Source organism: Myxococcus sp. MxC21-1, from assembly GCF_032612255.1.
Taxonomy (GTDB): domain Bacteria; phylum Myxococcota; class Myxococcia; order Myxococcales; family Myxococcaceae; genus Myxococcus; species Myxococcus virescens.
On sequence record NZ_CP123278.1, the window covers coordinates 6,436,058 to 6,459,731 of the forward strand.

Genomic DNA, 23,674 nt, shown 5'->3' on the forward strand with positions numbered 1-23,674 from the left:
TGGGGACAAGGACCCTCCGCCGAGGCCGGAGCCCGAGGTGACGACTCCAGGGCCACCGAGGGACGTCCAGGCCACGCCAGGCATCCGGTCCGCGCAGGTGAGCTGGCAGGCGCCCACCTCGAACGGCGGCGGCGCCATCGTGAAGTACACGGTGACGGGCTCCGGGGGCATCACCGCCACGACGACAGGCGCCACGCAGGTGGTGGTGTCCGGCCTCTCCGACGGCACGAGCTATACCTTCCAGGTTCGCGCCACCAACGCGGCTGGAGAGGGTCCTGAGTCAGGCGCTTCGGTCGCCGTGACGACTCACGACCTCCCGAGCGCCCCACGAATCATCGATGTCGTCTCCCTCAACACGGCGCTGCAGGTGAGCTGGGAGCCTCCGACCTCGGACGGACGGGCGACGGTTCACGCCTATTCCGTCGAACTCCTCTCAGGGACGTTCCAGCGCTCCCTGTCCGCGAGGGACACGAGCGTGGAGTTCACGGGGCTGAGACCGGATACGGAGTACCAGGTCGTGGTCCGGGCGGTGAATGCAGTGGGAATGGGGCCACCCTCGGCGCCGCGACTGTCGAAGACACGCTGTGACAATGTCGGACTGACGAAGCTCCCCCAGGTCTCCGTGGAGGCCGAGCTCCGGGGATTGGTGGCGGGGGACTTCGACAAGGACGGGAAGCTGGACCTCGCCGGGACGCGGATGGCCGAGAGGACCGTCGCCACCTTTCTCGGGCAGGGGGATGGGAGCTTCCGCAGGCATGGGGAGTTCGCGGTGGGCGCGGACCCGAAGAGCGTCCTCACGGGGGACTTCGACGGCGACACGCTGCTGGACCTGGTGGTGCTCAACACCCGGAGTCAGTCGGTGAGCGTGCTACCCGGCCTGGGGAATGGCGACTTCGGGGCGGGACGCACCACCCTCACGGGCGCGGGCCCCTGGGCGATGACGACGGCGGACTTCGATGGAGATGGGAACCGGGATGTCTTCACCGTCAATACGAGCCTCGCGACGGGGTCCTCGACGCTGAGCTGGATGAAAGGCAACGGGATGGGCTCGCTCACCCGGCTGGATTTCCCCCTGTCCTTCGCCGCGCTCACCGTCACCACCGCGGACTTCGATGGGGACGGTCACCTGGACGTGGTGATGCCCGCCTCGCTCGTCTCCGAGTTCTATGTCTACTTTGGCGCGGGCGATGGCTCGTTCCGCGCGGCGTTCCGGTATTCCGCCCAGAACGCACCCAGGCATGTGGCCGCGGCGGACTTCAACAACGATGGCAGGGCGGACCTGTTGGTGACCAGCAAGGGAGATTCCTTCAACGAGCCCGCGGTGAGCGTGAGACTGGGACGCGGCGACGGCACGTTCGAGGCCGCGAAGGACTTCGACGTACTGGGAGAGGTGGGTGAGCTGGCCGTGGCGGACTTCGACCAGGACGGTTGGTTGGACGTCGCCGTGACGAATACGGCCAAGAACACGGTCAGCTTCCTGCGCGGCATGGGCGATGGTTCGCTCTCGGCGAGACAAGACGTGGTCCTGGACGGCGCGCCGCTGGGGCTCGCGGCTGGGAACTTCAGCGGCGGTGACAAGCTCGAGCTGATGGTGAGCCAGGAAGGCAGCGCCTCCCTCACGATGCTGACGACGAGCTGCCTGCCCTGAAGCGTCCTCGGGTACGGCCCCCGCTTCGGTGGTGGCACCGAAGCAGGGGATGCGCGGGAGCGGGGCTCAGCCCATGTGTGCACCCGCGGACTCCTGGTCCAGCTCCCGCGGCCGGGCGAGGTGCCGGTGCTTGCAGAGGAACTCCGCGTCAGCGCATGGCGAGATTCGCATGAGCAACAACGCGAAGCTGAACGAGAATGCCCAGCATGCCACGCCCCGAAGACATCATGCGTCATTACGATGCCGACCCAGACGAGAACCCCTGGGTCAAAGGAAAACCCGCTCCTGAGAAAGTTGCAGTCGTTCCCTATGATGCCGGATGGCCGACGCGCTACGCGGAGCTAGCCGTGGCCATCCAGGGTGTAATGGGCGCATCGGCCATGCAGGTCGAGCACGTCGGCTCGACTGCCGTGCCGGGCCTTCCCGCCAAGCCCGTCATCGACATCGACCTCATCGTCGCCGACCCCACGCGTGAGGACGACTATGTGCCTGCCCTCGAGAGCCTGGGCTACGACCTCGTCATCCGCGAGCCGTCCTGGCATCAGCACCGCTGCCTGCGGCTCGCCGCGCCACGCGTGAACCTGCATGTGTTCGGCCCGGACTGCCCCGAGGTGATTCGCCACGTCATGTTCCGCGACTGGCTGCGCGAGCACGACGACGACCGGCAGCGCTACGCGGCGGTCAAGCACACCTCCGCCGAAGGCCTGGACGATGTGATGGAATACAACCGCCGAAAGGAGCCGGTGATCCGCGACCTCTACGCGCGGATCTTTCGCGCGGCGGGCTGGATTCGCTGAGGCGCGGCGCGCACCGGTCGTCGTGGTGTTCGCCAGGCTCCGCCGGATTGAACCGCACCCCAAGATCCTGGCCTGGCGCGACTGACCGGAAGCCCTGCTCGTGCCGGCGTGCCAGCGCCAGAGGTGCCCGGCGCTCCACCGCGAAGACGTAGCCCGTCCCGCCGGCCTCGTAGCGTCCGTGCGCATACGTGGCGCTCCCGCTCCCGCTGCGTCCGCCGAACCGGGCTTCCGTCGACGCCCAGCCCTTCCCCCTGGGCGCATCCACAGACACCCGCCCATCGCTACGCCGAAGGAAATGGAGCCGCTCATCAACCGCCGCAGAGGAACGGCGTCTCATCCGCATCGCGGAGGCTCAGAAGTGTCCCATCACGCCGACGAGCCCACCGCCTTGAGTCAGGCCCAGCACCGGAGCAGCCTGGGCTTCCGGCAGCTCAGCGCGCGCTGTCCCGTGCGAAGGGCTCGACGATCGCGAAAGCCAGTAGCCCGTGAACGAACCGATGAGAGGAGTGACCAGCATCCCGACGGTGCCAATCCTCGCCACGCGATCGTGGCGGCTGGTCGTGAGCAAGGCGAATGGAACCGCTCCCAGTGCGGCGCCCAGGAAGGTGGGGCCGAAGTTGCCCCTCCCGTTGAACTTGTCCCCCGTGATGACCAGGACGCGCATCAGACGAGTCATCATCCCAATACCTCCGCGCAACGAGGAAACGAAGGACTTCGCTTCGCGCACCCTGGGCGGAGGTGGCCTTCATGAAAGGAATGCGGGTACGTCGGAGCAGGCTCCCCCACCGTCCGCCCTCGCCACCATGCGATGAGGGCATGGTGGCTGTGACGGAGTCGTGACGGCACCACACGGCGTCCTGGCAGGATGAACGTCACGGAGCTGTACAGTTGGCCGAGCTCCGCGCCGGAGAGCCGTCGCTCCAGTCATTGACCTCGCTGGCCAGTCGCCGCATCAGGCGCAGCGGGGGCAGTCGTAGACGTGCGGCACGATGACCGCTCCACGGGAGGGACTCGGCTGGGACCTTCTCCGAATGTCCGGCTCCTGGCACGCCACGGGTGCGCTCGCACATGGAGAGACGCAAGTGTCGCTCTAGGTGAAACCTGGAAGCGCCCCAAACAATCCAAGAATCTTGGAAGGGTGAAGCAACTCCGCCAGGGAAGCCGCGAGAATGAGGGCAGGAGCTTACATGTCCATCTACCGCATCCGTCTCAACGATACCCTCTCCGGCCTGGCGGCCCGTTTCGGCACCACCGTGGAGAAGCTGGCCCGTGACAACAACATCACCAACCCCGACCTCATCTACGCGGGGAACACGCTGCGCATCGGGCACTCCGGTCGTGACAGCTTCGACGCTGGTGGCGGCCCTCAGGGCGTTCGCGGTGGAGGTTCCTCGGGTGGCGTGAGCGGTGGAGCGGACGTGGGTGGCCCGACGGGCGCGGGGCCCAGCAACGCGTCTGCCGCGATGCGTCGACTGGCGGATGCGGCCCGCTCGGCGGCCATGGGCATGGGCGGCTACAACAGCCAGGGCCTGTGCGCCACGGGCGTCAGCCGGGCCATCCGCAACGCCCTGGGCATTGGCGTGTCGGGCAACGGCAACCAGATTGACAACAACCTGCCGCGCGACAAGTTCAAGCAGGTCAACATGTCGCTGGAGGAGGCGCTGAAGATTCCGGGCCTCGTCCTCACCTGGGAGAGCACCTCCACGCGCCTGGGCAGCATCTACGGCCACACGGCCGTCACCCTGGGTGATGGTCACTCGTCCGCGAGCGACTTCATCGAGCGCAACACGACCAACAGCGGGCGCACGGGCTTCAAGGTCTTCATGCCCATCGCATAGTGCCTGCCGCGCAGATGGCATCCCATGAAGCCCCTGGCCCTGTAGAGGGTCGGGGGCTTCGTCGTTTCCAGCGGAGGGAAAACGCGGGACGCGCGCTGCGTCCCATTCGAAGAGGCAGGGCTTGAGGCTCGCCTCGCCTTCGAGCCCGTCGCTGAACCGAAACCGCAGTGCCATGGGTTCGCGCGTCCCACCACCTCATTTGAGGGGGAGGGTGTCAGGCTACACCAGGCCAGACGGAGGAAGGCACCGCGCTTCATGCCGCGGAGGTGAGCTGTGAATGCGGGCGAGTCCCCAAACACCCTCCATCCAGAGGGCCTCCGCGCTGAATGCGAGGCATCGGGTTCCCGCACACGCGTCATTGAACATCGCCTTCGAGGTGATGCCCACGCGACCCAGGCGCAGCTCGCTGAGTGGCATCTCTCCACCGCTGGGGTCATCAAGGAACCAGTGGATGCGTACAGATTGCCCACGAAGAGAATGGCTTTGCTGTTACCCTTCCCGCGCTTCCCCCGCGAGCCAAGGAGTCATTGCACGATGCGATTCTTCAAGATGGCTGTCTATCTTTGTTCCGCCGTTCTTTTCCCTGCCTGCGGCGGAGAGGATGGGATGACCGGGCAGGACGACGCACTGGCGCAGCAGGAGTCAGCGGTGTCATCCGTGTCGCTTGACGGATGCATCTACAGCATCTCCGCGTACCCGCAGCCAAACGTGACGCCGACTGTCTATGACGTCAAGCTCTTCCGCCAGCCCATTCCGACGTGTGTGTATGGTTATGGCAGCGTGACCCTGGGCACGTCCGTCGTCTATGAGCCGACGCGGTCCGTGGCGGGGAACGCGCTGGGAATCGCCGCGAGCTATACCAAGAAGTCGAGCCTCAGCGGCAGCGCGCCCATCACCCTCAGCGTGCACCACGTGGACCCGGCCACACTGACCGTCATCCGGAGCAGCGGCTTGGGCGTCTTCATGGGGATGGGCAACATCGTGTCGGAGAACGTGGCGATTGCCGCGGACGGCACCACGGTGACCGTCTCGGGCTCGAAGACCGGCGTCATCTCGGGAGAGAGCGGCAGCGGGAGCCACTACACCGCGAGATATCCGGACTTCTTCACCAGCACCACGCCACCGACGATCATGGCGTTCCCGTGAGGCCTCGCCTCGCACCTCGGGCCACATGAGGTTTGGGGCGGGAGCAACCTCGTTCGAGGACTCCCGCCTCAAGGATCGGCCTGCTCCAGACCCGAGCCTCGACTCCGAGGCCTCATCAGGAGCAGGCCCGGGTCTCAATTCCAGAGCTCGCGCGAGAGCAGGTCCACCATCGCGACGGCGACCTCCGGTTCGGGCAGCCCCAGCGCCCGCAGGAGCGCCGCATCGGTCGGCGCGGAGACCTCCGCACGCAGCGCCTCCACCGCCCGCTGACGTGCCGCGCGCACCGCCTCCTGCTCGGCGGACGGCAGTTGTTCTACCGCCCAACGGTCGATGGCCCAGGACAGGTCCGCGTGCCGGGTCTCGTCCTCGGCGATACGGACCATCGCCTCGCGCACCTCGTCGTCCCCCGCGTGCAGGGCCTGATGGTGAGCCAGCAACGCGCCGTACGTCTCGCGCACGCAGCCCTCCACCGCGTTATCCAGCGCCACCTCGAGCAGCGGCCTGGGCGGGAGCGGCGCCACCACCGCGCGCGCAGGCGTCGCGCCATGACGACGCGCCAGTCGTCCACACACCTCCGTATGAGCCACCTCATCGAGTGCGCTGCGCAGCGCCGCCTGCTGAAGCTCGACCGCCGCGCCATGCAGCGCCAGTTCGTCCCGCAGCCTCAAGAAGGCCGTGATGGAGGCCTCCTCCAGGTGGGCGATGAGCGCAAAGTGCTGCCCCAGCTCATCCGCGCATGCAATCGAGCCATCCGAGCGGAGCCCCGCGGGCCTGCGCCCCACGGTGCACCCCTTCGTGCCCCGCTCCAGGATGTGGGTCTGCTTCACGTGCACCTCGCCCGAGGGTGTCACCTCCAGCAGGTACTGCGTCAGTTTGGAGCCCTCTCCACATGCAAACCCCTTCGTGGCGACGACGTTGAAGGTCCCGTCCGCGTTGGCCTTCACCGCGCCTTTCTCCAACGCGGTGCAGCTCAGGTCGTAGCCTCCCGCGAAGACCTGGAGCAGCGCCTCCTGAGAGGTGTCGATGTCGCCCAGGAAGGCATGGAGCGCCTCTTGAGAGGTGTGGGCCTCCACCGCATCCCCTCGCGTCGTCACGAGGTAGTGCGCGTAGCAATCCGGCGCGCAGTTGGAGCGAAACCCCTTCTCGGAGGAGAGGGCCTCGAGCTCCGCCTCAGAAACCTGATGCACTGGGTGTCCCGGATTGCGCAGGTCGCGCGGCAGCGGCGGCCAAGCGGGCTCAACATGACGCTGGCACGGCACCTCCGCGGGAGGCGGCGCCCACCTCAGGTGCTCGCGCCGTTCGAGCAGCTCGCGCGCCACAAGGAGCCGCGCTCGCCTTTCGCATGCGCCGTGTAATGCCCGGGCGGGACGAAACCTCATGACTGCATAGCGCGAGCGTTCGAGTCCGAAACCGTGGGCTCGGGCGCTTCCCACAGCAGGAGATCCATCCTTGTCCCGTATCGAGTCGCTCCTCCGCCTCGCCGCCCGTGCCGACCGCATCGGAATGAACGTCCTTCGCGCCGGCCTGATCGTCGTCCTCGTCTGGATTGGCTCGCTCAAGGTCGCCGAATACGAAGCCGACGGCATCGTCCCCTTCGTGGCCAACAGCCCAGTCATGAGCTTCGTCTATGCGTACGACGCCCCCGAATACCGGCAGCATATGAATGCCGAAGGCGCGCTCGTTCCCGCCAACCGCGCGTGGCACGAGGCGAACGGGACCTATGGGTTCTCCTACCTGCTCGGCGGCGTGATCGTGCTCTTCGGCCTGCTCATCGCCGCCCATTGGTGGCGCCCGGAGCTCGGCGCGATCGGCAGCGCCCTCGTGATCGGCATGTCGGTAGTGACACTCTCTTTTCTCGTCACGACACCTGAGAGCTGGGTGCCGGCGCTCGGCGACGCCCACCACGGCTTTCCGTGGCTGAGCGGCCGCGGGCGGCTGGTGGTCAAGGATGCAATCATGATTGGCGCCGCCATCGTCACCATGGCCGATTCCGCGCGGGTCTGGCTGGCGCAGCGCAAGCCGCAGCCGGCCGAGCGGCTCCACCGCGCCGCCGCCTGAGAGCGCTACTCCTCCATGCACGCGCGGAGTTCACGCTTCGCGCGGTGCAGGAGCACGGCGACGTTGCCAGGTGTGGTGCCAAGGAGATCCGCCACACGGACGCCCGGCTGATCCTCGAGCAAGCGCAGCGTCACCACCTGGCGCTGCACCGCGGCGAGCTTCTCCACGCATTGGAAGGCGAGCACATGCGCTTCGGCATGCTCGATGAGCGAATCGACGCTCTCCCGATCATCGGCCAGGCTCTCGACCACTTCACTGTCGCTGAGATGCGGCCGCGCGAGTTCGTGCCGCCGCCTCTTGTTCCGCGAGTGGTTGCGCACGAGGATCGCGAGGAGGTTGCGGCTGTCGTCCTCCTCGTACGCGAGCTTCCGCGCGTGGGGCAGGCCGAGGAAGGTCGCGAAGGCGTCCTGGACGGCGTCGAGCGCGTCGTCGGCGAGCAGGCCCTCGTTTCGAGCCACCGCCGCGAGCGCGCCGCGATGGTCGCGCACCAGGCTGGTGACCCAGGAAAAGAACCCCTTCTCGTCGTTGCGCTCCATCTCCAGCTCCTTCCAGCGGCAGATCCGGCAAGCAACCGTCGCCGCCTCGCGAAGCTTCCTGCCCGCCTTTCGTTACGTCGAAAGGGCGCAACGTAGCCGATGCGCCGATGCGCATTCCACCCAACTTCCTGATGGCGACGACTTCCGCAGCTGCGTCGACAAGGCCGCTAGCAACCACAGCCGCGCCGAGAGCGAACGTGGCCAATTGTTCGGCCAACGTGACCTTCGTCGAGAGCATGGGACGGATATCAACCCTGTCGAGGGTGGCTGGCTGGAGCAGAGAAACGAGGAGGGCCGCCGAAGGGGACGGCCGAGCTGTGTGCCCTTCGGGTGGTGGAAGAGAGACTCTGGTTCACGATGACGCCGATGTCCGCCCGGATGCTCCGGCCGAAGGGAGTCGTCTTCCGGGCGCTGCGAGGCGCCTCGAGCCATGCGGAGCTGTCGATTGCCTTCTGCGGGCAAACCGCCCTCCCCCGCCGCCGCGCACCTCCGCGCCGTGGCGCATGAGGCCGCGGCGCGGAGGCAGTCGTCACAGCGAAGCCGCTACGGCATGGGCCGTGAGCTCGCCGACGGCGCGGACGGAACCGCGGGCCAGCCATTGGGCCACGTGATTGCATCCACGAGCATCACCCGCGCCGTGTGGGCGCTGTTCCACGCGTGGTAGACCATGTACATGTCACCGCGCGGCCCGGTGACGACGGAGTTGTGTCCCGGCCCCACCCAGCCACCACCCGTCTTGAGAATCGGCGAGCCCAGCTTGGTGTACGGGCCCAGCGGGCTCGTCGCCCGCGCGACGCCCACGGCGTAGGTGCTGTTGTAGTACGCGTTACCGCTATAGAAGAGGTAGTAGTAGCCGCCCCGAGCGACGACCCATGGCGCCTCGACGACGCCGCCCTCCCACGAGAGGTTGTTGCTGATGAGCGTCTGGCGCGAGCCCACCAGCGACAGGCCATCCGCGGACAGCGCCTGCCCGTAGATGGGCGTCGGCCGCCCCACCGCATTGCCGTCCGCCTTCCACACCAGATAGGGCGCCCCGGTGGTGCTCGTGAAGAAGGTGGCGTCGATCATCCCCATCGCTGTGTCATGCACGAGCGGCCGGCCAATGTCCGTGAAGGGCCCGAGCGCGCTCGCCGACGTCGCCGCGCCGATGGACAGCTTCCCGTTCGAGTGCCGCGCGGTGAAGTAAGCGACGTAGCGCGTCCCCACCTTGTGGATTTCCGGCGCCCAGAAGTCGCCCGTCGCCCAGGTGGGCTTCGACGCCGACGGGAAGATGGAGCCCGCGCTCCTCCACGTCACCAGGTCCGTCGACGTGCGCAGGGGGAACGCATTCGCCGCGCCGCCGGACGTGCACGCGGCGACGTACCGCGTCCCATCATGGATGACGCCTGGGTCCGCGCAATCCACGGGGACCACCGGGTTCCGGTACAGGCCGCCGCACCCCGTGTAGCGGAAGGACATGCCGCACGCGCCCGTGCCACTGAAGTACGGCCTCCACCCGTTGGAGAGCACCGCGTACGAGTTGCTGCCCTCGTTCGTGCAGGCCCGGTCCCAGAACACGCGCCCGCTCACGTCGTCGTACTGAGCGGGGTGTCCCGACGGGTGCAGCCACGACGCGGCATAGGTGACGCGCGTCGAGCACGCGGTGGCCCCGGCACAGTCCGTGTCGAGCGCCATGACACACGCGTTGTTGCCGGTGAAGTACGGCCGCCAGCCGTTCGAGAGCACCGCATACGAGTTGCTGCCCTCGTTGATGCAGGTGCCATCCCACGTCACCAAACCACTCGCGATGTCGTACTGCGCGGTGTGCCCCGAGGGGCGAATCCACCTCTCGCCGTAGGTGATGCGCGTGCTGCATGCGAGCGACGCACCGGCGGCGCCTACCGGGGCCTCCTCCGCGAGCGGCGTGTCGATGCGCTCGTCGCCACAGCCGGATGCAAAGGCAGAGACGGCGCACACCACTGTGAGCGCCAGGATGCGAGGGAACTTCCTCATGGAACCACCTCCAGATGGAGAGGCATGAACTAACACGAAATACAGGTAAAACAAGAAATACAAACCCTCCACATCCCGGCCAATGTCCTTCAGTCGACCAGCGACAACAGCACTTGAACCTCCACCCGCATGAGCACCGGGACACGCACGCCTGGCGCGCTATCCATTCAATGGGGTCGCCGGAGCCGCCTCGGACGAGCACCCACGCCGATACGCCTCCAGCGCCCGCTTGAACCGCGCTCGCTCTTCCTCGGGCCATTCCTTGGGGAACTTCGCCACCGCTTGCTGTGGGTCCGCGACCGCTTCCCGGCAATGGCCCTGGCGGAAGACCACCAGGGCCGAGGTCTCGAGCGCATAGGCATTCTCGGGTGCGAAGCGTCGCCCCACCTTCGCCAAGGGCTCTGCTTCCGCGTACTTCCCTTCCTGCGCTCGCAGCCACGCCAACTCTGTCGCGGGCCACAGGCCTCGGGCGACAAGCGGTTCAGGGCATGAAGCGCCTTTTCATCCTCCGGCCCTTGGGATGCAAGGCTCGCCAGAAACCGCGCGAAGTCAAGCCAGGCGTCGTCGCTTCCAGGAAATTGCGCGACACGTGCGCGAAGCCACCGCAACTCCTCCTCTTGGGACAGGTATTCCTTATAGCCAGTCGCGTTGAGCCTGAACGTGAGCGGAGACTCGATGGGATGCCCCGCCAGCTTCGCTGGCTCGTAGACGTGAGCGGCCAGCGCATTGATGAATTGCTCGGTCTATGATTATCCGGACATGCCTCCTTCCAGAGCCTTTCTTCTCATTCCTTCCGTCATCCTCTTCGGTGTGACCAGCGCGCAGGCGCAGCCATACGAGCGTACACGCTACGAAGGGCTGGAGTTGTGCCGCGGCGACAGGACCGTGACCTATGCGATGACCACCTCGGGTGGCCACCCGACCGCTGAAGAAAGGGCCGCGGTCACCGCCGCGTTCAACACCTGGAACCAGGCCGTGGCCAGTTGCTCGGACCTGGTGTTCACACCCGGCGAGGATGTGCCCCATCCCGCACCGCGACCGCTCGACGGGAAGATGCTGGTGACCTTCCGCCAGGTGAACTGCCCGGACATCGTCCCCGATGACGATGCCTGCTGGCAGAATGAATCCTGTCCCGACAAGTATGACTGTTGGCCCTTCGCGCCAAGGGACGTCGTCGAGGAGACGAGCTATTTCCGGATGTCCACCGGTGAGATTCTCGGCACCGAGATCAGCCTCAACAACAGCAATGGCATGCTCACGACGCTGGACGGTCCCCCCTGCGGCGAGGGAGTCATCGAGCCCGGCTGCGTCATCGGAGATGTCCAGAGCCTGGTGACACGCTCCATCGGCGAGGGGCTGGGGTTCGCCCTGCTGACACGCACTGATTCCACGATGTCTCGCGTCCTGCCATGGGGCGATACGCAGAAGCGCATCATCGACCCTGGCACGCTCCAAGGCATCTGCGAGACCTACCCTCGAGGACTGCCAACCCCCGGGTGCGTCATCTCAACGGATGGCGGCGTCCCGGATGGAGGGGACGGCGTCCCGTCCGGCGATGGTGGCGTGCCGGAGGCTGACGGGGGTGTCCCGGACGCTGGTGCCAGCCCCCCTGACGGCGATGGCGGCGCTCCGTCCAAATCTGGCTGCGCCACCACCTCCTCGGTGCCACTCCTCGGAGCGCTCATGCTCCTGCTGGGGGCTCGACGCACTCGCCAACGCTCACGGGGCTGAACACGGACACGGGCTCGGGGTTGTCGCTCCAGATGACGGATGGGTTCGGGCAGGGCTGGACGGTGGCCTACAACGCGTCCTGCCCTTCCTCGGCGCCTCCTGGAGCGCCATCCTCGCCTCCTCCTCGCCCGCCTGGGGGAGCACGGCGCGACAGGAGGTCCCTGTCGTGCCGCCCATCGCCGACCCCATCGCGTCGACAAGGAGGCTGGGCGAGAATCTGGCCATGCCGATCTTGCCGAAAGAGCGAGACCCAAGGTTGATCACGATTCGTCGTGGCGGGAGCCTGACCGACGAGGACCACCACCTGCTCGCGGAGTGGGCTGCCCTCTGCGCGGAGCACGTCCTGCCCTTCTTCGAGAGCGCGTGCCCTGAGGACGCGCGCCCACGTGACGCCATCGCCGTGGGACGGGCGTGGATCAGGGGCGAAGTGCGGATGCGTGACGCCCACCAAACCGCGTTCGTGGCCAACGCCGCGGCTCGTGGGTTGCCTGACCCGGCCAGGTTCGCGGCTCTCGCGGCAGGCCAGGCGGTGGCCGTCGCCCACGTCGCTGCGCACTACTTGGGCGCGGCGGCGTACGCCATCCGGGCCGCCGCCGCGTCGGTCGCCGTGGGTAACGCAGAAGGTGCCCGTCTGCAGGAGCTCGGATGGCAGCGGGAACGGCTCCCCGCCACCCTCCGTGAGCTGGTCCTCGAAGACCAGCGGACGCGGAACGACATCTGCTGGGGCGTCTTCACCGGGTGACCAGGCCCGAGGCTTCACGCATTCGCGGTGCCGGGCTGGATTGTGGTCGCCGGGAAGCCCGAGGAGCCGTACGGCTCGGTGAGAACGTGCGCCCCCACCAGACGTTGGCCGTGCGCCTGGACGAGGTGTTCCACCTCCAGGGCAAGTTGGTGGCGCGCGAGCGGCTGACGGTGCGGCGGGCTCGAACACCGGCTCGCGGCGATGCAGGCGGCGACGAGGCCCACCGCAACGAGACCAATGGCGCGGTGCGCGAGGCCGAGACGCCCGTGGGGGCCAGGTCGTGCTGGACTACAACCGGGCCTACAACCCCACTTGCACCTTCTCCGCCTACAGCCTGTGCCCGCTGCCGCCACGCCAGAACCGGCTTCCCTTGCGCGTGCAGGCAAGCGAGAAACGCCCGCAGAGTCAGTGAGCGCCGCGTCTCCCCTTCCGCTGTCGGAGGTCTGATGATGAAGCCCCTGCACCTCGCCGTGCTCCGGATGTTGCCTGCGCTCTGTCTCGCGTGTGCCCACCCGCCCCAGGCGCCCCGTGAGGCGCCGGTTGCTGCACCCGAGCTCACCTACGAGACCTACACCGTCGGAGCAGGCGAGCCCGAGTCGATGCTCGTCGCGCTGCACTACTCCGGGTCCACACCCGGGTTCTGGAGGCCGCTGCTCGAGGACTGGCGCACCCCGACCCGCGTCGTGCTGCCGCGCGGCCCACACCCGCGCAGGGAGGGCTTCACCTGGTTCGCCGCCGGCCACGAGCAGAAGGCGACCGAGGAGAAGACCGCCGACGTGGAGCAGATGGCTGCGCGGCTCGCAGAGCTCATCCGCGAGTTGCGCGCCGCCCACCCCCGCATCCGCCGCGTCGCCGTGACAGGCTTCTCCTACGGCGGAGACCTCGCCTGGGCGCTCGCGTTGCGCCACCCGGAGCAGGTGGATGTCGCGGTGCCCATGGGCTCACGCTTGCTCGGGGACCCCACGCCCGATGCACCGGCCACGCGGCGCGTGTGGGTGCTGCAGGGCGAAGTCGACCCCATCACCACTGCCCCGCAGACCGCGGCGCGCGTGGACGCACTGAAGGCAGCCGGTGTCCCTATCGACGTGAAGGTCTACCCCGACCTCGGCCACGACTTCTCACCGCAGCTCATTGAAGACTGGCGCACCTTCCTGCAGCAGCAGCTGCGCACGGAGGCGCAGTGATGACGTGGACCCTGATTGGCGAGGCTGCGTCTCCCTGGTCCGAAAAGGCCCGCTGGGCGCTGGACCACCACCGCCTCGCGTATGCGTACCGCGAGCACTACCCGCTCATCGGTGAACTCTCGCTGCGGCTGCGGGCGCGGCGGCTGAAGGGGCGCGTGAGCACGCCCATGCTGCTCACGCCCGAGGGTCCGCTCATCGACTCCTTCCAAATCGCTCGCTACGCGGACACGCACGGAAGCGCGCCCACGCTCTTTCCGGCCGAGCACGCCGAGGAGATCGCCGCCTGGAACGCCCACAGCGAGGCCGCGCTCGGCGCGGCGCGGGTGCGCTACCTCGACCGGCTCGCGAACGACCGCGCCGCGAAGCTGGAGCAGCAGCCACCCGCCTTCCCTGGCTTCGTTCGCCAGCTCTCGGTGCCTGCGGTGGACTTCGCCATGGCGTTCCTGCGCAGGAAGTACGGGATGCCGGACAGCACGGCGGCGGAGGCCACGCTGGTATTCGAGCTGGAGGCGCTGCAACGTGCGCTCGCGGGCGGCAAGCGCCACCTCGTCGCGAACCGCCTCACCTACGCGGACCTCGCGATGGCGGTGACGCTGCAGTTCGTGTCACCCGTGGGCGGCGAGCACCTCGCGATAGGCCCCGCCACGCGCGCGGCGGGCTTCCACCCGCAGCTTTGCACGCGCTATCCGGACATCGTCGCCTGGCGCGACGCGCTCTACGCGCGGCACCGGCGCAGCGAGCAGCCCGCCGAGCCCGTCCGGGAGTAGCGTGCCTGCACCCACCTTCAGTGTCCGGCGTCGAAGCCCCCGAGCACGCCGGACGCGTTGGGGCCGAGGTCCTCCACCGCGTAGCCGCCCTCCAGCACGAACACCGTGGGCAGCCGCAGCTGCGCGAGGCTCCGGCCCATGAGGGGGAAGTGCTCGCGCTCGAGCGCGAAGGCGCTGATGGGGTCTCCCACGTAGGTGTCCACACCCAGCGACACCACCAGCGCATCCGGGACGATGCGGGCCACGGCGTCCAGCGCGGAGTCAAACGCGGCGCTGTACTGCGCCCAGGTGGTTCCGCGCGGCAGCGGAAAGTCGTGGGTGAAGCCCTCGCCGGCGCCAGCTCCGCGCTCGTCGGCGTAGCCGAGGAGGTAGGGGTACTCCGTCTCCGGCGTGCCGTGCAGCGAGACGACGAGCACGTCGGCGCGCTCCCAGAAGATGTCCTGGGTGCCGTTGCCGTGGTGGTGGTCCACGTCCAACACCGCCACGCTCGCGCAGGTGCTGCGCCGCCAGCGCCGCGTTGTTAACGATGGCGTGGCGTGCTCAGCCGGGTACTCGCCCGCCGGGAGGTCCAGCTTCATCACGAAGCCGAGCACGTCCGCATGGAACGCGAGGGCCTTGGCCTGCTCATCCACGAGCACGCTGCTCGGCGTCACCTTCATCGCCACCTCGGGGTGGTGGGATTGCCCGTCTCTCATGGGCCGGAAAGTGGCGCCGCGTCAGCCGCTGCCTCTAGGGTTCCCCGCCCCTGCTTCCCGAGGACCCTCGCCATGACGCTCACGACCGCCCTGCTCCTGCTCACCCTCGGCGCCGCGCCGGCCCAGCCCGCCGCGAAGAAATTCGAGTTCGACAGGCACTACCTCGTCCTACTCGAGCGCGTGCCTGGCGCCAAGAAGCTGCCAGAGGCCGAGCTGGCGCAGCTGCAGAAAGAGCACCTCGCGCACCTCACACGCATGGGGGAGAGCGGCAAGATGGTGCTCGCGGGCCCCTTCGATGAGCAGGACGACGTGGGCATGCGCGGCGCGTGTATCTACCGTACCGCCACCAAGGCGGAGGCGAAGCAGCTTGCCGAGCAAGACCCGATGGTAAAGGCGGGCCGGCTGAAGGTGCAGGTCATGGCCTGGTACACGGAGAAGGGCTACCTGGCGTTCCCCAAGGCCCCACCCGTCGAGGATGCCAAGGACGTGGCGAAGGACGCGGGCAAGTAGCGCCCACACAGGCGGACCACCTCAGCCCCGCCCCCGCTCCACTCGCGGTGTCCTCTCCTTCTTCGGCCTTTGCCCCGGCCTGGGGCGCCATGCTCGCCTCCTCCGCTCCCGCTTCGGGAAGCGCCTGACCCAAGAGCGGAATCCAGGCAGAATGGCGCGCATGCACATGAGCGCCCTGTTGATGGTGGCACTGCTCGCGGCTCCTACCCAGCCGCTCAAGTGGAAGGTGACAGGAGCGGACGTCACGTTCGAGATGTCCGCGAAGGACCTACGCGCCCTGCGCGATGGCAAGGAGGTGTTCGGCCTGCAGTCTCGCCAGGCAGACTTCCTCTCCAACTTCAAGGCCGAGGAGGGCACCGACACGTTCGGCTGGGAGGGCTCCCAGTCCATGAAGGTGCTGTCCGTGGTGGGCCCCTGGGTGAGCTACGAGAATTCGGACTCGGGCTTCACCGGGGGCGCGCACCCGTACGCGAGCACGTCCTACGTCACCGAGGACGTGACGAAGCCCAAGGGCGCCTTCTCGCTGCTGAGCGTGTTTCCCGAGAAGGACGTGGTCGCGGCGCTCAAGGCGGACCGCTTCATCCGCAAGCACATCCATGATGAGGCGGCGTTCAAGAACGCCAGGACGGTGGAGGCGCTGATGCAGAGCCTGGAGCCCGGCGAGGACTGCGTGGGCTTCGACTCCGGAGGGCTCGAGTCCGTGAAGCGCTCGGTCGCGTTCCACCACATCGAGGGCAACAAGGTCGCCGTGCGCATCTCGTTCGGCTACGCCGCCGAGGCGTGCCGGGGGCGGAGCTTCGTGGTGGGCGTGCTGTTGACCATCCCCGCGGAACTGCGGCCAGCGCTCAAGCGCGCGGCCCAGCGGGAAGAGGGCTTCCTGATGAAGGATGCGAAGGCCGTGAAGGCCCCTTCCGTGCACTTCACGTGGGAGTCGCCCGAACCGAAGCAGGAGTGAGTGCGTAGGGAGAGTCCCCTGGCACCAGCCCTCGGCGAGGCAGCCCACGTCCCTGGCGAAATCCCGCTCTACGTACCGGCGCAGGTCGCGTCCCGGCTCGCCTGCCTCCGCCAGCGACATGGCGAGGTTGTCCCTCACCGCAGCATGTCGCTGAGAAGCCCCCATCATTTCCGCGGGTTGCGAAGCGCTGCCAGGGGCTGAGAGCCCCTGCCAACCGGCCCCCTGGTTCATCGCTGACCGGAGCAGCGCGGCAAGGTCCACGTTCGAGGAGTGCATCGAGCCATCCGGGTGAGGGCCCCCCGAGGGGCGCTCCCGCATCGCCTGGACGAGGTAGGGCCGCAGTTCGTACCGCCCGCCTCCCAACTCCTCGTGACGAGGATTTCCCCCTACTGAAGAGCCACGAGTTCGCCCCGCCGCATCCCGGTATCGGCGGCCGTGGCGAACAGGCACCGCCACTCGGGAGGCACCTGGGCAAGCACCGGCGCTACCTCCTTGGCCTTGAGATAGGACGAGGCATCGCATCAGGCGGGTGGTGTGCCCTTCGTCGGCCGGCCGTAGAGTCTCCGGAGCTCATCCTTGGCTTGCTCGAGGGCCTGCCGCCTTTCCGGCGTCAGGCCGCGGCCCGCTCGGTTTTCGAAGAACGTGAGCATCGACATGGCGGACTGAAAGGGTGAAGCCTTCCGCCGGCTGCTTTGTTCCGCCGAGCGTTTCAGTGAGCGGGCCATCTCTTTCGGGTCCCGCGTGAAGACTCCCTCTTCGAGGTCGAGTGCGTTGCTTCGCTCCGTCACGTCGCGGGACCAACGGCGTTCCTGCTGGCCTTCACCCGGCTCGCGCTGGTGAGGCGCTGGCCTCGGGGCTCTCTGTGACGGCGGAGTGGGCATCCCGGGCGTTTCCGGTGACTTCGAACCGCGGCCCGCGACCTCTGCCTGGGTCGAGCGTGCCCGCCGGGATGTTCCCTTGCTTGTGCTCACGTCCAAGGACTCAGGAATGCGGTGTCGCCGCGGAGCACACGGGCCGCGCGGCCCGTGGCCTCCAAGCAGACGATGCGAGGTGGGTTGGCTGGTATCGCCGGGCCCTGGACGTTGCATCTCTCGGCCCGGCACCTGCCGGCCACACCCCGTCTGTCGTGATGCTGTTCATGGCATGAGGCGTCGACAGGCTCGAAGTTCCGCGCGGCGCTGGAGCGGCCGACTCACGAGGGCATTCGGAAGCGGCTGCCTGCGACCGGCCGCTTCGCGCTCGCGATCGGCTGGGGCGAGCAGCCCCACGACCGCGAGCGCGCGTGGCACCAGGGCGATTACGGGGTCGGCGGCACGATCTCGCGTGCCGAGGGGTAGGCGAAGTCGACCCGCCGCCAGCCGTCCACGCGGAACGTCGTCTCCCAGCCGGCCCACGTAGCCGCCCGATTGTAGTGACCGGTGCTCTCGCCGTCGCGGTCGTGCCATTCGGTGAAGAGGCGGAACTCGTTACGCGGCGTTCCGGAGGCGTCGAAGGGATTGGTGTCGAGGAACAGCAGGTTCCGGGTGCCGCCCTCGACCAGATACGAGACCACCTTCACGCCGAGCCAGCGGCCTTCCTGCAACTGGTAGTCGAAGTGGGGCGTGAGCGAGAGGTGGTCGTAGGTCGGGTGGTCGAGCTCGCGGTAGGCCTGGGGCGAGACGCCGCCGAACGGGACGTCCATGCCGACGCAGCTCGAGCGCGCCACCTCGGGCTTCGTGTGCTGGCCGCCGCGCAACTTCCAGGACATGGAGTGGTGCGTGCCGTTGTCCTCGTGGACGCGCACGTAGACGGTGGCCTCGAAGTTCAGGAGATCGTCGGGGCTGCCGATGAAGCCATTCTCGAGGGCGCCGTCACGCCAGGTGAAGGACTGCTCGCCGCCGCCGGGACGGAGGTGGAGCCGCACCGTCTTTCCGGCGGGCTTGCCGCTCGCGTACGTGACGCGGTGGCCGGTGGTCGACCAGTAGGGGACGCCGGATTCGAGGCCGGGCGTGGCCTCGTCGCCTTCCATGTCGAAGAATGGCTCGGAGTCGGTGGGGTCGCCGTCGCCGAGGTGGAAGCTGCTGCCGGAGGGCTCGGAGGGGAACAGCATCCCCACTCCGTCCGGACCGACCTCCGCCACGGAAGCGGGAGGAGTGGCCGGGGCGGCGAGCGCCGGAGCGGCGGTGCCAATGACAAGCGCGGAGATGAACGAAGCTCTGAAGAAGTTTGGGAGCGTCATGGGCGGTGCGAACCGCGTGCGGTGATGAGATCATCCCGAACGGGGGCGGCGGAGCGTGCGGGTAGGCGGGCACGCGGCTCTATGCGCAGAGCCCGTTCGACTGACCTCCCGGGAGCGTGCGTGCTCCGTACAGCCGACGAGCCGAGCTTCTCACTCGGGAAAGTCCTTCAGCCGCGGCGGCTCGACCAGCGGAACGCTGCTCCTGGACGAGAGGAGCACGGAGCTCTCGAGGTCGGCGCGCGCACCGCGCTCCGAACTCGAAGGCAGCGGCAGCGCCGCTTGCGACGCTGCCGCTGGTGGGCACGAAGACGAGCGGACCGAGGGGAACGGGAACGAGGAAGATGGAGGCGACGTCGAAGTCCCGCTCGAAGTCGAGCGACGAGGGCGATGCGGACCAGGCAAGCCTCGACGATGGCGGGCAGCGCGAGCACGCCGCCCCAGTTGACGTCGACGGTGAGGTTCCCTCAAGCGGATGCGGAGGAGGCGAGCGCGGGGCTTGAGGCAGCGGCCAGGAAGGAGTGGATGAAGGAGAGGACACCGCGAGTGGGCTGGGCAGAGTTGCTCAGGAGGACGTTCGACTTCGACGTGTTCGCCTGCGTGAGGTGTGGAGGCAGGCTCAAGGCTCTGGCGCAGATGAAGGGAGCCTCCCGGGGTGCGGGCGATTCTGGAGCACCTGGGCTCGCCCACGGCATGTGAGAGGTTGGCCCCGGCACGTTCGTCTTGGGCTCGGAGGCCTCGCTGTCCTTCCCGGCGGGAGACCTAGTCGATGACGATTTCGCAGCCAGGGAGGCAGTACTGGACGTTGATGAGCGTGCGCGTGCCCGTCATGTTGGACTGACAGGCGGCGTACTGGGTCGAGGGCTTCCCGGGCTTGCGCGTGGTACCGCACTTCATCGTACAGGCCTGCACGTTCTCGACCCAGTAGACGAGGTCTCCGTTCGGGCATTGCGGCGGAACGCCCAGGCCCTGCTCGACGGTGGCGGGCGCCTCGCCCTCGGGGACGTCCAGGGAGGCGTCTCCGCCTCCGCAGGCGATGAGCGAGAGGGAGAGCGCGGCGGCCCATGAAGCGGCGAGGCGGGAGGCACTCATGCAAGGCTCCTTTCGGATGGGGAAGCCCGGGATGATGAATCACCCCTTCCTCGCGCTGAAGCACGCACCACGTGTGGCGCGCCATGGCTGCCCCACCCGGTGTTCCGAGGTGTCCTCCAGGCCCGGGTGTCGCGCGGGAGGTGTCACCCCAGCGGTGGGCGCCGAAGTGTCGGATTTCCTCCGGGGGGCTGCCCTCCAGGGCAGTTGGCGCCCGCCACCGGGTGTCTCACCGTCAGCGGGTTTCGGGCAGGCAAGGGAGTGTGCACATGCGCGTCGGGTTTTGGTGGGTCCTGGCTGGCCTGGGGGTGGCGGGCCTGGGGTGCGGTGAGGCCGTGGATTCGGCGGCAGTGGATGCGGTGAAGGAGACCTCGGAGGTGCCAGTGCAGGCCCTGGCCTGCGCGCCGCCGGGCGCCGTCTACAAGGTGAAGGACGTCCTGCCGCCGGGTGCGCCGGTGCCATCTAACGCCTTGCCGGTCCCCGACTGGCTGACGAACGCGCAGGGCACGCTCTTCTTCGTGGCCGACCTCTTCGACGGCCCCGGCGTCCTGTGGCGCAGTGACGGCACCTCCGTGGGCACCGTGCCTGTGAAGGAGTTCTCCGCGATTGCGGGGACCTACCGCGACTTCTCGCCACTCGTCGCGGTGGGGACTCGCGTCTTCTTCCAGGTGAAGGACCCCGTGGTCGGACGGGAGTTGTGGGTCAGCGATGGCACGGAGGCGGGCACGCGGCTCGTACGGGACTTCGCGCCAGGCCCCGCCAGCGACGACCTGATGCTCTTCGCTTCGGTGGGGGACGTGCTGACCTTCTTCCGCCGACCGGCCTCGGGGGGGCCGCTGGAGCTGTGGCGCTCGAACGGGACGGAGGTGGGGACGTTCCGCCTGGTGACCTTCGGCGCGCAGGACTCGTTTGCGTCGGGGGTACCCCCGGTCGCGGGAGCGCGGCTGTTCACCCTGCACGACGCGGCGAATGGCACCTACCTGTGGCGAACGGATGGCACGGCGGCGGGGACCACGGTCGTCAAGCGGCTGGACGCAGATCTGGTCTGGATTCAGGGCACGGCCGTCACTGCGACGGGCCTGAGCGTGTTTTCCTTCTACGATGAAGGCTCCATCACGGAGGTGTGGCGGACGGATGGCACGCCGGGCGGCACGGTGCGCCTGGACTCCTTCGGCGGCTACGTGAGGTTGCTGGGCGCGCTGGGTGGGTATGTCTACGTGGCCTCTGGCACCGCGGACGGCTCCGCGTTGAAGATCTCCCGCCTGTCGCTCGCGGGCGGTGGCAAGGCGACGGCGACGTGGCTGCCCAACCGCTACGCGGGCCAGCCCGACGCGTGGCCCTATGTCGAGTACTCGGCCGTCGCGGGCGGGAAGCTCTACGTGTCCATGGCCATTGGCACCTCGGGGCCCGCGCCGCGCGAGGTGGGCCTCTGGGTGACGGATGGCACGGAAGCGGGGACGCGGGAGCTCAGCCGGGGGCTCTCCACCGGCGACGAGAACTACTCGCCGCTCTTCGACACCGGTGTCGGGACGCTGCTCTTCAGCGCGGACGGCGGAGGGACGGGGTTGGAGCCCTGGGTGACGGACGGCACGCCCGGACGGACGGGGCTGGTCGCGGACCTCTCTCCGTTGGGGGGCTCCAACCCACAGGCCTTCACCCAGGTGGGCAGCACCCTCTTCTTCCGGGCCCGCTCTGACACGCGAGGCGACGCGCTGTGGGCCATGCCCGCCACCGTCGCCTGTCCCACGCAGGAAGTCCACGCCCGCTGATGCACCGCGATGTGCGAGGCTGGGGCCATGTCCCCGGAGGTCCTCGCGCTCCTGCTCCAGAACCGCCAGCGCTTCCTCGCCTTCCTGACACCCCACGTCGGGAGCGTCGAGGCGGCGGAGGAGGTACTCCAGGCCGCGCTGCTCAAGAGCGTGGAGCGCGGGAGCACCCTGCGTGAGGAGGAGCGGGCGGTGGCCTGGTTCTACCGCTTGCTTCGCAACGCGCTCATCGACCGCTACCGGCACGAGCAGCGTCAGGGGCGCGCCCTGCGGGCCTTCGCCGAGGAGAGCCCCCTGTCCACCGAGGACGCGGCCGAACTGGAACGGACCGTCTGCGCCTGTGTCTCCACGCTCACCACCACCCTGAAGCCGGAGTACTCCGACGCGCTCCAGCGGGTGGACCTGGACGGGCAGACCCTGGCGGAGTTCGCGGAGGCGGCCGGCATCACCCACACCAACGCGAAGGTGCGCCTCCACCGGGCCCGGCAGGCGTTGGGCCGGAGGCTGGAGCAGGCGTGCGGAACCACTTGCTGCCGCAAGGGCTGCGTGGACTGCCCCTGCGAGGAGGCGGGCGGACTGTAACCGGGGCCCAGGCGCGTCGTCAGGAGGGAGAACTGGAACGAAGGAGCCGTTCTCCATGGCGGGACACTCGCACTCCCACTCGCACTCTCACGGACACGGGCACGCGCACGCTGCGCCCGACTCGCACAGCCGGGCCTTCATGCTCGGCATCGGTCTCAACCTGGCCTTCGTCGGCGTCGAAGCCACGTATGGCATCCTGTCCGGCTCGCTCGCCCTGCTGGCGGATGCGGGGCACAACCTGGGTGACGTGCTGGGGCTCGTCCTCGCCTGGGGGGCGAGCGTCCTGGGCCGACGCAAGGCGACGGAGCGCCATACCTACGGCTTCCGGAGCGCCACCATCCTGGCCGCGCTGCTCAACGCCTTGCTGCTGCTGGTCGCGGTGGGCGGCATGGGCTGGGAGGCGGTGCGGCGGCTGGGGCAGCCCACCACCGTGTCCAGCTTCACCATCATGTCGGTGGCGGGCGTGGGCATCGTCGTCAACGCGGCCACGGCGCTGCTCTTCTGGAAGGGCCGCGAGCGAGACCTCAACATCCGAGGCGCCTTCCTCCACCTGGCCGCGGACGCGGCCGTATCGCTGGGCGTCGTCCTGGCGGGTCTCCTCATCTACTACACGGGTTGGGCGTGGCTGGACCCAGTGGTGACGCTGGCCATCGCGGGCCTCATCTTCGTGGGGACGTGGGGGCTGCTCAAGGACTCCGTCAACCTCGCGCTCCAGGCGGTGCCGGGACACATCGACGTGCGTCAGGTGCGCGAGCGGCTCGTTCAGACTCCAGGGGTGTCCGAGGTCCATGACCTGCACGTCTGGGCCATGAGCACCACCGAGGCCGCGCTCACCGCGCACCTCGTCATGCGGGAGCCGCGGCTGGACGACGCCTTCCTCGACGACGTGAAGCGGCGGCTCCATGACGAGTTCGGCATCGAGCACATCACGCTCCAGGTGGAGGAGGGGGCGCTCACGGGTTGCTGTCAGCTCGCGTTCGAGCCTGCCTGACGCGGCGGCCCGGAGCCGGCCGTGGTGCCCACGGGCATGAAGCCCCGGCCTCTGCTTGGAGCGGAGGCCGGGGACAGTGGTCTGCCCCCCGCTCCAGGCCAGGAGCCGGTACGCCCGTCCCAGCACGTCGACGCCCCCGTCCAGGGCGGCCCTCTGCCGCGAGCAGGCACTCCGCTTGCGAGACGCCCTGCCATGCCCCGTTACCTCTTCCCCCTCCTTGCCACCCTCCTCCTCGCCCCGCTTCAAGCCCGAGCCAACGGCGCCACGTGCAGCAACAGCGACGGCCCCTGTGCGTCGAGCGCGGACTGCTGCTCTTCTGGAAACGCCTGCGTGGAGGGAGTCTGCCGAGGACTGAAGAAGTCGCCGAACTTCTGCATGCGAGGCGGCGGGGGCTGTTTCTCACAGGAGAATTGCTGCCCCGGCTACGTCTGC

25 protein-coding genes are annotated in these 23,674 nt (G+C 68.4%); 16 read left to right on the top strand and 9 right to left on the bottom strand.

Annotation, left to right across the window (positions count from 1 at the left end):
* Nucleotides 1-37: 37 nt before the first annotated feature.
* Both QEG98_RS28450 and QEG98_RS28455 read left to right on the top strand, forming a co-directional pair.
* On the top strand, nucleotides 38-1,648 hold the full coding sequence (locus tag QEG98_RS28450) for an FG-GAP-like repeat-containing protein (protein ID WP_316563536.1): 1,611 nt from the start codon (nucleotides 38-40) through the stop codon (nucleotides 1,646-1,648).
* Between the two features lie 206 nt (nucleotides 1,649-1,854).
* Entirely contained in the window at nucleotides 1,855-2,445 is a 591-nt protein-coding gene (locus QEG98_RS28455) for a GrpB family protein (protein WP_316563537.1), read from the top strand.
* Between the two features lie 352 nt (nucleotides 2,446-2,797).
* Here QEG98_RS28455 and QEG98_RS28460 read toward each other — a convergent pair whose 3' ends face one another.
* Complete coding sequence (locus QEG98_RS28460) at nucleotides 2,798-3,172, bottom strand: hypothetical protein (protein ID WP_316563538.1); 375 nt, start codon at nucleotides 3,170-3,172, stop codon at nucleotides 2,798-2,800.
* A 460-nt stretch (nucleotides 3,173-3,632) separates the two neighbouring features.
* On the opposite strand from QEG98_RS28460, the gene QEG98_RS28465 reads away from it, so the two are divergent.
* Both QEG98_RS28465 and QEG98_RS28470 read left to right on the top strand, forming a co-directional pair.
* A complete protein-coding gene (locus tag QEG98_RS28465; RefSeq protein ID WP_316563539.1) occupies nucleotides 3,633-4,283 on the top strand; it encodes a LysM peptidoglycan-binding domain-containing protein in 651 nt (216 codons plus the stop codon).
* A 606-nt stretch (nucleotides 4,284-4,889) separates the two neighbouring features.
* Complete coding sequence (locus QEG98_RS28470; protein WP_316563540.1) at nucleotides 4,890-5,429, top strand: hypothetical protein; 540 nt, start codon at nucleotides 4,890-4,892, stop codon at nucleotides 5,427-5,429.
* A gap of 134 nt (nucleotides 5,430-5,563) precedes the next feature.
* Here QEG98_RS28470 and QEG98_RS28475 read toward each other — a convergent pair whose 3' ends face one another.
* Nucleotides 5,564-6,616 (bottom strand): ferritin-like domain-containing protein, encoded by a 1,053-nt coding sequence (locus QEG98_RS28475; protein ID WP_316563541.1) that lies wholly within the window; start codon nucleotides 6,614-6,616, stop codon nucleotides 5,564-5,566.
* 262 nt (nucleotides 6,617-6,878) lie between these two features.
* Between QEG98_RS28475 and QEG98_RS28480 the strand changes: the two genes are divergently transcribed.
* Nucleotides 6,879-7,487 carry a DUF417 family protein gene (locus QEG98_RS28480; RefSeq protein ID WP_141589213.1) on the top strand — a complete coding sequence of 203 codons (609 nt, stop codon included), beginning with the start codon at nucleotides 6,879-6,881 and terminating at the stop codon, nucleotides 7,485-7,487.
* A 5-nt stretch (nucleotides 7,488-7,492) separates the two neighbouring features.
* On the opposite strand, the gene QEG98_RS28485 is transcribed toward QEG98_RS28480, so the two are convergent.
* Together QEG98_RS28485 and QEG98_RS28490 are read right to left on the bottom strand one after the other, a co-directional pair.
* A complete protein-coding gene (locus tag QEG98_RS28485) occupies nucleotides 7,493-8,023 on the bottom strand; it encodes a sigma-70 family RNA polymerase sigma factor (protein ID WP_316563542.1) in 531 nt (176 codons plus the stop codon).
* A gap of 543 nt (nucleotides 8,024-8,566) precedes the next feature.
* A complete protein-coding gene (locus tag QEG98_RS28490; protein ID WP_316563543.1) occupies nucleotides 8,567-10,015 on the bottom strand; it encodes a glycoside hydrolase family 43 protein in 1,449 nt (482 codons plus the stop codon).
* Between the two features lie 759 nt (nucleotides 10,016-10,774).
* Here QEG98_RS28490 and QEG98_RS28495 point away from each other — a divergent pair.
* From QEG98_RS28495 to QEG98_RS28515, 5 genes are all read left to right on the top strand, one after another.
* Nucleotides 10,775-11,746 (top strand): MYXO-CTERM-anchored inactivated metalloprotease, encoded by a 972-nt coding sequence (locus QEG98_RS28495; protein WP_316563544.1) that lies wholly within the window; start codon nucleotides 10,775-10,777, stop codon nucleotides 11,744-11,746.
* A 166-nt stretch (nucleotides 11,747-11,912) separates the two neighbouring features.
* On the top strand, nucleotides 11,913-12,488 hold the full coding sequence (locus QEG98_RS28500) for a putative immunity protein (protein ID WP_244171974.1): 576 nt from the start codon (nucleotides 11,913-11,915) through the stop codon (nucleotides 12,486-12,488).
* A gap of 280 nt (nucleotides 12,489-12,768) precedes the next feature.
* The gene (locus QEG98_RS28505) at nucleotides 12,769-12,900 is read left to right on the top strand and encodes a DUF1684 domain-containing protein (protein WP_316563545.1); all 132 of its coding nucleotides are present in this window, start codon (nucleotides 12,769-12,771) and stop codon (nucleotides 12,898-12,900) included.
* A gap of 34 nt (nucleotides 12,901-12,934) precedes the next feature.
* A complete protein-coding gene (locus QEG98_RS28510) occupies nucleotides 12,935-13,672 on the top strand; it encodes an alpha/beta hydrolase (RefSeq protein WP_316563546.1) in 738 nt (245 codons plus the stop codon).
* A complete protein-coding gene (locus tag QEG98_RS28515; protein ID WP_316563547.1) occupies nucleotides 13,672-14,439 on the top strand; it encodes a glutathione S-transferase N-terminal domain-containing protein in 768 nt (255 codons plus the stop codon). The genes QEG98_RS28510 and QEG98_RS28515 overlap by 1 nt, the downstream gene beginning before the upstream one ends.
* A gap of 17 nt (nucleotides 14,440-14,456) precedes the next feature.
* Here the strand turns inward: QEG98_RS28515 and QEG98_RS28520 are convergent, their stop codons facing one another.
* Nucleotides 14,457-15,134: a hypothetical protein gene (locus QEG98_RS28520; RefSeq protein ID WP_316563548.1), complete on the bottom strand. Its 678-nt coding sequence runs from the start codon at nucleotides 15,132-15,134 to the stop codon at nucleotides 14,457-14,459.
* A gap of 72 nt (nucleotides 15,135-15,206) precedes the next feature.
* Between QEG98_RS28520 and QEG98_RS28525 the strand changes: the two genes are divergently transcribed.
* Complete coding sequence (locus QEG98_RS28525) at nucleotides 15,207-15,644, top strand: YciI family protein (RefSeq protein ID WP_011555222.1); 438 nt, start codon at nucleotides 15,207-15,209, stop codon at nucleotides 15,642-15,644.
* A 166-nt stretch (nucleotides 15,645-15,810) separates the two neighbouring features.
* The gene (locus QEG98_RS28530) at nucleotides 15,811-16,599 is read left to right on the top strand and encodes a hypothetical protein (protein WP_316563549.1); all 789 of its coding nucleotides are present in this window, start codon (nucleotides 15,811-15,813) and stop codon (nucleotides 16,597-16,599) included.
* Nucleotides 16,600-17,120: 521 nt separating this feature from the next.
* Here QEG98_RS28530 and QEG98_RS28535 read toward each other — a convergent pair.
* Nucleotides 17,121-17,687, bottom strand: a complete 567-nt coding sequence (locus QEG98_RS28535; RefSeq protein ID WP_316567976.1) for a DUF3175 domain-containing protein — start codon at nucleotides 17,685-17,687, stop codon at nucleotides 17,121-17,123.
* A 209-nt stretch (nucleotides 17,688-17,896) separates the two neighbouring features.
* Entirely contained in the window at nucleotides 17,897-18,817 is a 921-nt protein-coding gene (locus QEG98_RS28540) for a hypothetical protein (RefSeq protein ID WP_316563550.1), read from the bottom strand.
* A gap of 441 nt (nucleotides 18,818-19,258) precedes the next feature.
* On the opposite strand from QEG98_RS28540, the gene QEG98_RS28545 reads away from it, so the two are divergent.
* The gene (locus QEG98_RS28545) at nucleotides 19,259-19,513 is read left to right on the top strand and encodes a hypothetical protein (protein WP_316563551.1); all 255 of its coding nucleotides are present in this window, start codon (nucleotides 19,259-19,261) and stop codon (nucleotides 19,511-19,513) included.
* Between the two features lie 63 nt (nucleotides 19,514-19,576).
* Here the strand turns inward: QEG98_RS28545 and QEG98_RS28550 are convergent, their stop codons facing one another.
* The gene (locus tag QEG98_RS28550) at nucleotides 19,577-19,906 is read right to left on the bottom strand and encodes a hypothetical protein (protein ID WP_316563552.1); all 330 of its coding nucleotides are present in this window, start codon (nucleotides 19,904-19,906) and stop codon (nucleotides 19,577-19,579) included.
* Between the two features lie 266 nt (nucleotides 19,907-20,172).
* Between QEG98_RS28550 and QEG98_RS28555 the strand changes: the two genes are divergently transcribed.
* From QEG98_RS28555 to QEG98_RS28565, 3 genes are all read left to right on the top strand, one after another.
* Entirely contained in the window at nucleotides 20,173-21,672 is a 1,500-nt protein-coding gene (locus QEG98_RS28555) for a hypothetical protein (RefSeq protein ID WP_410477857.1), read from the top strand.
* Between the two features lie 9 nt (nucleotides 21,673-21,681).
* A complete protein-coding gene (locus QEG98_RS28560; RefSeq protein ID WP_011555230.1) occupies nucleotides 21,682-22,251 on the top strand; it encodes an RNA polymerase sigma factor in 570 nt (189 codons plus the stop codon).
* A gap of 139 nt (nucleotides 22,252-22,390) precedes the next feature.
* Nucleotides 22,391-23,242: a cation diffusion facilitator family transporter gene (locus tag QEG98_RS28565; protein ID WP_316563554.1), complete on the top strand. Its 852-nt coding sequence runs from the start codon at nucleotides 22,391-22,393 to the stop codon at nucleotides 23,240-23,242.
* Between the two features lie 242 nt (nucleotides 23,243-23,484).
* Here QEG98_RS28565 and QEG98_RS28570 read toward each other — a convergent pair whose 3' ends face one another.
* A complete protein-coding gene (locus QEG98_RS28570; RefSeq protein ID WP_261771115.1) occupies nucleotides 23,485-23,619 on the bottom strand; it encodes a hypothetical protein in 135 nt (44 codons plus the stop codon).
* Nucleotides 23,620-23,674: the final 55 nt, after the last annotated feature.

Excerpts from the sequence above, each read along its gene's own strand:
- QEG98_RS28535 (WP_316567976.1), bottom strand. The coding sequence starts at position 17,687 with ATGCAACGTCCAGGGCCCGGCGATACCAGCCAACCCACCTCGCATCGT.
- QEG98_RS28565 (WP_316563554.1), top strand. The coding sequence starts at position 22,391 with ATGCTCGGCATCGGTCTCAACCTGGCCTTCGTCGGCGTCGAAGCCACG.
- QEG98_RS28540 (WP_316563550.1), bottom strand. The coding sequence starts at position 18,817 with ATGACGCTCCCAAACTTCTTCAGAGCTTCGTTCATCTCCGCGCTTGTC.
- QEG98_RS28470 (WP_316563540.1), top strand. The coding sequence starts at position 4,890 with ATGACCGGGCAGGACGACGCACTGGCGCAGCAGGAGTCAGCGGTGTCA.
- QEG98_RS28525 (WP_011555222.1), top strand. The coding sequence starts at position 15,207 with ATGACGCTCACGACCGCCCTGCTCCTGCTCACCCTCGGCGCCGCGCCG.
- QEG98_RS28520 (WP_316563548.1), bottom strand. The coding sequence starts at position 15,134 with ATGAGAGACGGGCAATCCCACCACCCCGAGGTGGCGATGAAGGTGACG.
- QEG98_RS28570 (WP_261771115.1), bottom strand. The coding sequence starts at position 23,619 with ATGCAGAAGTTCGGCGACTTCTTCAGTCCTCGGCAGACTCCCTCCACG.
- QEG98_RS28510 (WP_316563546.1), top strand. The coding sequence starts at position 12,935 with ATGATGAAGCCCCTGCACCTCGCCGTGCTCCGGATGTTGCCTGCGCTC.
- QEG98_RS28530 (WP_316563549.1), top strand. The coding sequence starts at position 15,811 with ATGAGCGCCCTGTTGATGGTGGCACTGCTCGCGGCTCCTACCCAGCCG.
- QEG98_RS28455 (WP_316563537.1), top strand. The coding sequence starts at position 1,855 with ATGCCACGCCCCGAAGACATCATGCGTCATTACGATGCCGACCCAGAC.
- QEG98_RS28490 (WP_316563543.1), bottom strand. The coding sequence starts at position 10,015 with ATGAGGAAGTTCCCTCGCATCCTGGCGCTCACAGTGGTGTGCGCCGTC.
- QEG98_RS28485 (WP_316563542.1), bottom strand. The coding sequence starts at position 8,023 with ATGGAGCGCAACGACGAGAAGGGGTTCTTTTCCTGGGTCACCAGCCTG.
- QEG98_RS28515 (WP_316563547.1), top strand. The coding sequence starts at position 13,672 with ATGACGTGGACCCTGATTGGCGAGGCTGCGTCTCCCTGGTCCGAAAAG.
- QEG98_RS28465 (WP_316563539.1), top strand. The coding sequence starts at position 3,633 with ATGTCCATCTACCGCATCCGTCTCAACGATACCCTCTCCGGCCTGGCG.
- QEG98_RS28495 (WP_316563544.1), top strand. The coding sequence starts at position 10,775 with ATGCCTCCTTCCAGAGCCTTTCTTCTCATTCCTTCCGTCATCCTCTTC.
- QEG98_RS28550 (WP_316563552.1), bottom strand. The coding sequence starts at position 19,906 with ATGAGTGCCTCCCGCCTCGCCGCTTCATGGGCCGCCGCGCTCTCCCTC.
- QEG98_RS28555 (WP_410477857.1), top strand. The coding sequence starts at position 20,173 with ATGCGCGTCGGGTTTTGGTGGGTCCTGGCTGGCCTGGGGGTGGCGGGC.
- QEG98_RS28560 (WP_011555230.1), top strand. The coding sequence starts at position 21,682 with ATGTGCGAGGCTGGGGCCATGTCCCCGGAGGTCCTCGCGCTCCTGCTC.